The following is a 7064-nucleotide window of genomic DNA, read 5'->3' as shown; positions in this document are numbered from 1 at the left end:
GTAGATCATCGGCTTGTCGTAGACGGGAACCAGCTGCTTGCTCACGCCCTGGGTGATCGGGTGCAGCCGGGTGCCGGTGCCCCCGGCCAGAATGATTCCGCGCATTGCCCCAGGCTATCGGCCCAGCAGTGGTGGTGTGTCGCCGGTGGACGATGGCGCTCGGATTCGAGTAGTCCAGTACTCGCGCCACCCTGGCGGCGGAGGCGAAGACTGTTCCTGGTCGCCAACGCGGCCCGCCGCCCGCATCGAAAGGCACCACCATGTATGAATCGGCCTACCGCGCGGGACCCCGCCGGATCGCCGCGACGCTGGCGGCATCGGTGATCGCCGCCAGCGCCACCATCCTCAGTATCTCCCCCGCGACTGCCGCGGTGCCCCAGGTCGCACTCACCGGCAGCGACCTATCAGGGAGGGGATACCCCCATCGTGTGGGGCAACGTAACCAACGGTAGCGCCCATATGGTCACCCCCACGCTCAAGTGGGGCGACTAACGCACGGCGTAGACCTCCCGTGGGGGCGTCAGCGGCCATCCCCCTATTGCGGCCCCCGGCACAAGGTTCCGATGATTTCACAAGTCGATCCCCCGACGGCTCGCAGCCACATGCCCAGCAACTGCCCACGCCCCCGGTTTTGACCTCGGCCACTAGACTGGACCGACGGCAACACTGCCGCCTCTAGCGGGGAGCACCATGCGGATACTGGTCACCGGGGGCGCCGGCTTCATCGGCGTCAACTTTGTACTCCGCACCCTGGCCACCCGTACCAACGTCGACATCACCGTCCTGGACAAGCTCACCTACGCCGCCGACCCGGCGTCGCTGGACGTCGTCGCCGATCAGGTTCGGCTCGTCGTCGGGGATGTCGCCGACGCAGAACTGGTCGACGGTCTCGTCGGACGGAGCGACCTCGTCGTGCATTTCGCGGCCGAGTCGCACAACGACAACTCGCTCAACGACCCCGCGCCGTTCGTTGCCACCAACCTGGTCGGAACCTTCACCCTGCTCGAAGCGGTTCGGCGCCATGGTGTGCGCTACCACCACATCTCCACCGACGAGGTCTACGGCGACCTCGAGCTCGACGACCCGGCCCGATTCTCCGAGGCGACGCCGTACAACCCCTCGAGCCCCTACAGCGCGACGAAAGCCGGGTCGGACCTGCTCGTGCGGGCGTGGGTGCGGTCATTCGAGATCGAGGCGACAATCTCCAACTGCTCCAACAACTATGGGCCGTTCCAGCACCTCGAGAAGTTCATTCCCCGCCAGATCACCAACGTGCTGACCGGTGTCCGCCCGCGCATCTACGGCGATGGCCGCAACGTGCGCGACTGGATTCACGTCGACGACCACAACGACGCGGTGTGGACGATCATCGACCGCGGCCGCATCGGGGAGACCTACTTGATCGGCGCCGACGGCGAGGCCGACAACCGGACCGTCGTGGAGACGATTCTCGAACTGCTCGGCGAACCGCGCGATGCCTTCGTATTCGTCAACGACCGGCCCGGCCACGATCGTCGCTACGCCATCGATTCGACAAAACTGCGCACCGAACTCGGCTGGCGGCCGCGCTACACCGACTTCGCCAGCGGGCTAGCAGCGACGATCAACTGGTACCGCGAGAACGAATCCTGGTGGCGCAACCGCAAGGCCGACGTCGAGGCCGGGTATGCCAAGACCGAGACCCTGCTCGACTAGCGCCCTGCCCCGCCGGGTGGGCACCCGAACCCCGCCGAGTGGGCACCCCAACCCCGCCGAGTGGGCACCCGATCCGAACTCTTAGGACCGGTACCCCTCCGGGTTCTGCTGCTGCCAGCGCCAATAATCGCCGCACGCCCGGCCGATGCCGAACTCGGCCCGCCAGGCGAGCTTGACGTGTGCCTTGTCTGGCAGACAGTAAGTGGCCTGCGCGTCGCCGGCGCGGCGCGGCGCGTCGACGACGGTGATCTGTCGCCCCGACGCCTCCTCAAACGCGGCGATCAACTCCAGCACACTCGACGGCTGGCCGGTGCCCAAGTTGTAGAAGTGCATGCCGCGCTCGGCGTGCTCAATGGCGGCGAGGTGACCGCGGGCGAGGTCGACGACGTGGATGTAGTCGCGCAGGGCGGTCCCGTCCACCGTGTCATAGTCGCGACCGAAGATACTCACCTGCGGCAGGATTCCGGCGGCCACACGCGCCACAATGGGCATCAAATTGTTGGGAATGCCCTGCGGGTCCTCGCCGATTAGGCCGCTCTCGTGTGCACCGATCGGGTTGAAGTAGCGCAACCCGATCAGCCGCCTGTCCGGGCCGGTGCGGGCGAAGTCAGCCATGATCTCTTCGCAGATCCGCTTGGACTTGCTGTACGGGTTGGGTAAGGCCAGCCCAGTGCGAGAGGTCTCCACAAAGGGGAGGTCCTCCTGGTGCGTGTACACCGTGCCGGTACCAGAGAAGAGGAAGGTGCTGATCCCATGCTCGCGCATGGCAGCGAGCATCACGATCGTCGAGCCGACATTGTTCTCGTAGTACTCCAGCGGGAGACTCACCGATTCGCCGATCGCCTTGCGCGCTGCGAGGTGGATGATCGCGTCGAACGGTCCGGTCTCGTCGATGCCCGCGCGCACCGCCTCGGCATCGGTCACGTCGATCGTCCGATTGCACACCTGGGTGCCGGTGATCTCGTTGATCCGTTCAATGGCCACCGGGCTCGAGCAGGAGAAGTCATCGAAGATCACTGCCTCGTGCCCGGCGGCGATCAGCTCGACGACGGTGTGCGCACCGATGTATCCGGCCCCGCCGGTGAGGAGTACACGCATGGTGGGCAGTCTACGGACTGTCGGTGCCGCGGCCACCGCTGAGCCGGCCACCGATGAGCACCACCACCAGGCACACACCGACCATCAACAGGCCGACGAGGAAGAATTCGCGGTAGTTCAACGACGGGAATCGCTCGATCAGCCACGACAGCAGCGCCGGTGAGCCGAACCCGATGTAGGTCAGCGCATAGAAGACCGCCGTGAGACCGCCGAGGTCGTCGGGTCCGGCGATGCGCTGCACTTCGAGTAGCCCGCCGATGAGCGCCATCCCGTAGCCGCAGCCGAGGATGGCGGCGGCCAGCAGGCCGACTGGAATGCTGTGCGTGACGGCGGCGGCAATCGCCATCAGGAGCCCGGGTATCAGCACCACCAGCGCCACGACCAGGCCGCGCACGCTGCCCGGCGCATCGATCCGCCGGCCGACCGACTGGATGCCGAATCCGGCGGTCAAACCAAGGAGGCAGCACGCGGCGGCCAGCGCGATCGGCATCGTGGTGTGCCCGCTGAGCAGGTCCGGCAGGATCGCGTACGCGATCGCGCACGCACCGAAAACCCAGGGGGCGACCGGAGCGACGACGAGAAGGAATCGCCGCGTGAACACCGACGGGATGCGCAAATCCGTGAGCAGGCTCGCCTTCGGGCCGGATGTGTTGCGGACCCGGGTCTCGGGCACGTGCCGCAGACTCACCGCCGAGACCGCCGACAACGCCACGGTGACGACGTACGGCGTGACTGTCGGCCAGGGTCCCCACTGCGCAAGCGCGCCGGCCACCGCGGCCCCGACCCCGAAGCCGGCGGTCAAGCACATCGTCGCGCGGCGGGCCCCGACACCGATGGGCGCGCCGGCGGCGCTGGACAATTCGGCCACCCAGCTGCCGCCGACTGCCATCGCCAAACCCAGTGCGACACCACTGAGCAGGCGTCCGATCGATAGCAACGTCACCGAATCAGCCCCGAGCGCGAGCGCGACCGAGCCCAGGCCGGCGAGGATCGGGGCCGGCAGCATTAGGGGGCGCCGCCCCCACCGGTCGGAGGCCGGGCCACCGATCAGCAAGGCTGGGACAATGCCGAATACATAGACGAACAGCAGGGTGTCGACCACCACGTGTGATAACCCGTGCTGCTTGTACATGACTAGCAGGGGGGTGAACTGGTTCCCCCCCCAGGCACTGACAAACACCGCACCGCCCACGGGAACCCAGGCGGATGCGGCCAGTGCTGCCCTGCGCTGGGGCGGGGTGGTCGTGGTGGTCACAGCTTCCCATCGTATCGAGCCGAAGGCCACCGGTGACAATCGTCTTGGGGGGCGCGCTAGATTCGAACAATCCGCCGGGGGTGCCCCGGAGTTTCGCCGAGCGTGCCTGCACCGAGGAGAACCCATGCCGTCCCGCCGATCAACCGCCGCAGTGCTGGCCACAGTCACCGCGCTGGCCGTACCCGCCGCCGCGGCGGCGGACGCCGCACCCGCGCCAACGGGCGGGTTGACCCCTCAACTTACGGCCGCGTTCCAGAACGCCAGGTCACACGCGCAGCGCGAGGGCGTTGCACTGTGGATCACCTCGGGCAAGCGGTCCTGGGCAGAGCAGGACCAGATGTGGCGCGAGGGGATCCGCACCTACGGCAGCCCGGCGGTCGCACGACGGTGGGTTCTGCCGCCCGGCGAGTCGAGCCATGTGACGGGGCGGGCCATCGACGTCGGGCCGCTTGCCGGTGCGCAGTGGCTGGCCCGTACCGGCCCCCGCTGGGGACTCTGCCGCACTTATGCGAACGAGTGGTGGCATTTCGAGGTGGCGCCAACTCCGTGTCCGCGGATGCGACCAGACGCCGCGCATCACTGACCTGCACCGGGCGAGATCGCGTCTGTGTCACGCCCGGTTGCCTAGCGGCCCGGGTGACTGGCAGAATTTACTCCGATGTCTACCAGGCGGCGCACGATGCCGTCGCAGGCAAACATCGGTGCCTGGCAGCCCACCCGCAGCCCCAGCCACCGGCCAGTCGCACCCACCGTCGTGTGCGCGCCCCGACGCGCGGGAACCCAAGGCACTTTCTGCTTAGACCGACACCCATTGCCAATTGACGAACGAACGCTCGGTAAGGACCATCGTGACCAGTACGGACGAAAGCTCAATGACCACTCCGATCACCGATGAGGAAATCTTCCTCTCGCACGTCGGCGGCAAGCTGTCCATCGAACTCCAGGCTCCCCTGACCACACAGCGCGACCTTTCGATCGCCTATACCCCCGGTGTCGCACAGGTGTCGCGGGCCATCGCGAAGCAACCGGAACTGGTCGACCAATACACCTGGACCAAGCGCCTCGTCGCCGTGGTGTCCGACGGATCAGCTGTCCTGGGCCTGGGTGACATCGGCCCACGGGCGTCCCTGCCGGTCATGGAGGGCAAGTCGGCGCTCTTCCGCAGTTTTGCCGGCTTGAACTCCATCCCCATCGTCCTGGACACTAAGGATCCCGACGAGATCGTCGAGACGCTGATCCGCCTGCGACCCAGCTTTGGCGCGGTGAACCTCGAGGACATCTCGGCGCCGCGCTGCTTCGAGATCGAGCGGCGCGTGATCGAAGCTCTCGACTGCCCAGTAATGCACGATGACCAGCACGGCACCGCCATCGTCGTCTTGGCTGCACTCAAGGGTGCCGTCACGGTGCTGGGCCGCGACCTCCCCGGTTTGCGTGTCGTCATCTCCGGCGCCGGGGCCGCCGGTGTGGCCTGTGCCAACATCCTGTTGGCGTGCGGAGTCGCCGATGTGGTCGTGCTCGACTCGAAGGGCATCGTCGCCACCAACCGAGCCGACCTCAACGAGTTCAAGGCAGATCTGGCCGAGCGCACCAACCCGCGAAAGCTGACCGGCGGTGCGGCCGAGGCCCTCCTTGGCGCCGACGTCTTCCTCGGCGTGTCGGCCGGCACGATCGCCGAAGAACTCATCGCTTCGATGAGCGACGATGCGATTGTGTTCGCCCTGTCGAACCCGGATCCCGAGATCCATCCGGATGTCGCACGTCGGCACGCGGCGATTGTGGCAACCGGCCGCAGCGACTTCCCGAATCAGATCAACAACGTCCTCGCCTTCCCGGGCGTCTTCGCAGGCGCCCTCGACGCAGGGGCACGGCGGATCACCGAAAACATGAAGATCGCAGCAGCCGAGGCAATCCTCTCCGTGGCCGCCGACGACCTCCGGCCGGACTACATTGTGCCGAGCCCGCTCGACGCCCGGGTGGCACCTGCGGTCGCCAAGGCCGTGGCCGACGCAGCCCGTGCTGACGGCGTGGTCTGATCTCGCCTAGCCACTCCGGGTGACGCGGCACAATGTTGCCATGCGAATCACCACCTTGACGGCGACGATCGGCGCCGCAGCGGTTTGTGCGACCCTGTCGGCAGCTCACGCGGTCGCCGCACCGTTCCCCGTCGCGACCGATGTCCCAGCGGCCATCGCCGCCGGCTACCTGCAATCGGCGCAGAATTCTCCACCGGGATCGAACCGATGGCACTGCCGCCACACCGATCGTGACCCGGTGATCCTGCTGCACGGGACGGCGATGAACCAGGCTGCCAACCTCGGCTATCTCGCCCCCACGCTCGCCAACGCGGGATTTTGCGTATTCAGCCTGACCTACGGCCAGACCAGTTGGAGCGGCAACACCGGAGGTGTCGGCAACAAGGACCGCTCGGCGCGGCAGGTCGCGGCATTCCTCGATCGCGTCCTCGCCGTGACCGGTGCCCAGAAGGCTGATTTTGTCGGCCATTCGCAGGGCGGGTCGATCGCCCAGCTCGTCGCCCAACTACGGACGCCGCGGGTGGGCACGATCGTCGGGGTCTCGTCGCCGAGTCGGGGCACCAGCCGGATCGGTGCGATCACCGATCGACTGCCCGCCCGCGCGCCCGGCCAGAACTACTGGGGGCCACGACAGCCCGGCGTCGCATACGTGAACCTCGCGACCCGCTTCGACGAGGTGTCCACGCCGTACCCGGTGACGCTCATGCCACCGGCCGCCAATGTGACCAACATCGTCGTACAGGACGTGTGCCCGCAGTCGCGAGTCGGCCACTTGGGCATGGCATTCTCGCCGACGGTCGGCGCGCTCGTTCGCAACGCCCTCGATCCGGCGCGCCGGACCCGAGTGCCGTGCGGTGGCGCCGAGTTCGGGCAGTGAGTCGGCACCTACTCGCCGATGCGTTGCGGTTTTGGCCAGCTTCGGGTTTGCCGATACACTCGTTCTCGCTGCCCGCAGCACGCCGCCTTAGCTCAGTCGGTAGAGC

General features: G+C 67.2%; 7 protein-coding genes. 4 read left to right on the top strand and 3 right to left on the bottom strand.

Going from position 1 to position 7064, the window contains the following annotated elements; translation table 11 throughout:
* A partial coding sequence (locus tag B4M62_RS01620; RefSeq protein ID WP_290704480.1) for a sugar phosphate nucleotidyltransferase occupies positions 1-105 on the bottom strand: 105 nt, incomplete at its 3' end.
* A 585-nt stretch (positions 106-690) separates the two neighbouring features.
* Here B4M62_RS01620 and rfbB point away from each other — a divergent pair.
* The gene (rfbB, locus tag B4M62_RS01615) at positions 691-1695 is read left to right on the top strand and encodes a dTDP-glucose 4,6-dehydratase (RefSeq protein WP_290704188.1); all 1005 of its coding nucleotides are present in this window, start codon (positions 691-693) and stop codon (positions 1693-1695) included.
* Positions 1696-1776: 81 nt separating this feature from the next.
* On the opposite strand, the gene galE is transcribed toward rfbB, so the two are convergent.
* Entirely contained in the window at positions 1777-2793 is a 1017-nt protein-coding gene (galE, locus tag B4M62_RS01610) for a UDP-glucose 4-epimerase GalE (protein ID WP_290704185.1), read from the bottom strand.
* Positions 2794-2803: 10 nt separating this feature from the next.
* Positions 2804-4048 carry an MFS transporter gene (locus B4M62_RS01605; protein ID WP_414651753.1) on the bottom strand — a complete coding sequence of 415 codons (1245 nt, stop codon included), beginning with the start codon at positions 4046-4048 and terminating at the stop codon, positions 2804-2806.
* 124 nt (positions 4049-4172) lie between these two features.
* Here B4M62_RS01605 and B4M62_RS01600 point away from each other — a divergent pair, with 124 nt between their 5' ends.
* From B4M62_RS01600 to B4M62_RS01590, 3 genes are all read left to right on the top strand, one after another.
* Complete coding sequence (locus B4M62_RS01600) at positions 4173-4631, top strand: M15 family metallopeptidase (protein ID WP_290704182.1); 459 nt, start codon at positions 4173-4175, stop codon at positions 4629-4631.
* A 289-nt stretch (positions 4632-4920) separates the two neighbouring features.
* Complete coding sequence (locus tag B4M62_RS01595; protein ID WP_290704179.1) at positions 4921-6081, top strand: NAD(P)-dependent malic enzyme; 1161 nt, start codon at positions 4921-4923, stop codon at positions 6079-6081.
* 40 nt (positions 6082-6121) lie between these two features.
* Entirely contained in the window at positions 6122-6958 is an 837-nt protein-coding gene (locus tag B4M62_RS01590; protein WP_290704176.1) for an esterase/lipase family protein, read from the top strand.
* Positions 6959-7064: the final 106 nt, after the last annotated feature.

Origin of the sequence: Gordonia sp. UBA5067, assembly GCF_002414845.1 — a bacterium.
In the GTDB taxonomy this organism is placed as follows: Bacteria; Actinomycetota; Actinomycetes; order Mycobacteriales; family Mycobacteriaceae; genus Gordonia; species Gordonia defluvii.
This window is presented reverse-complemented; position numbering and strand designations above follow the sequence as displayed.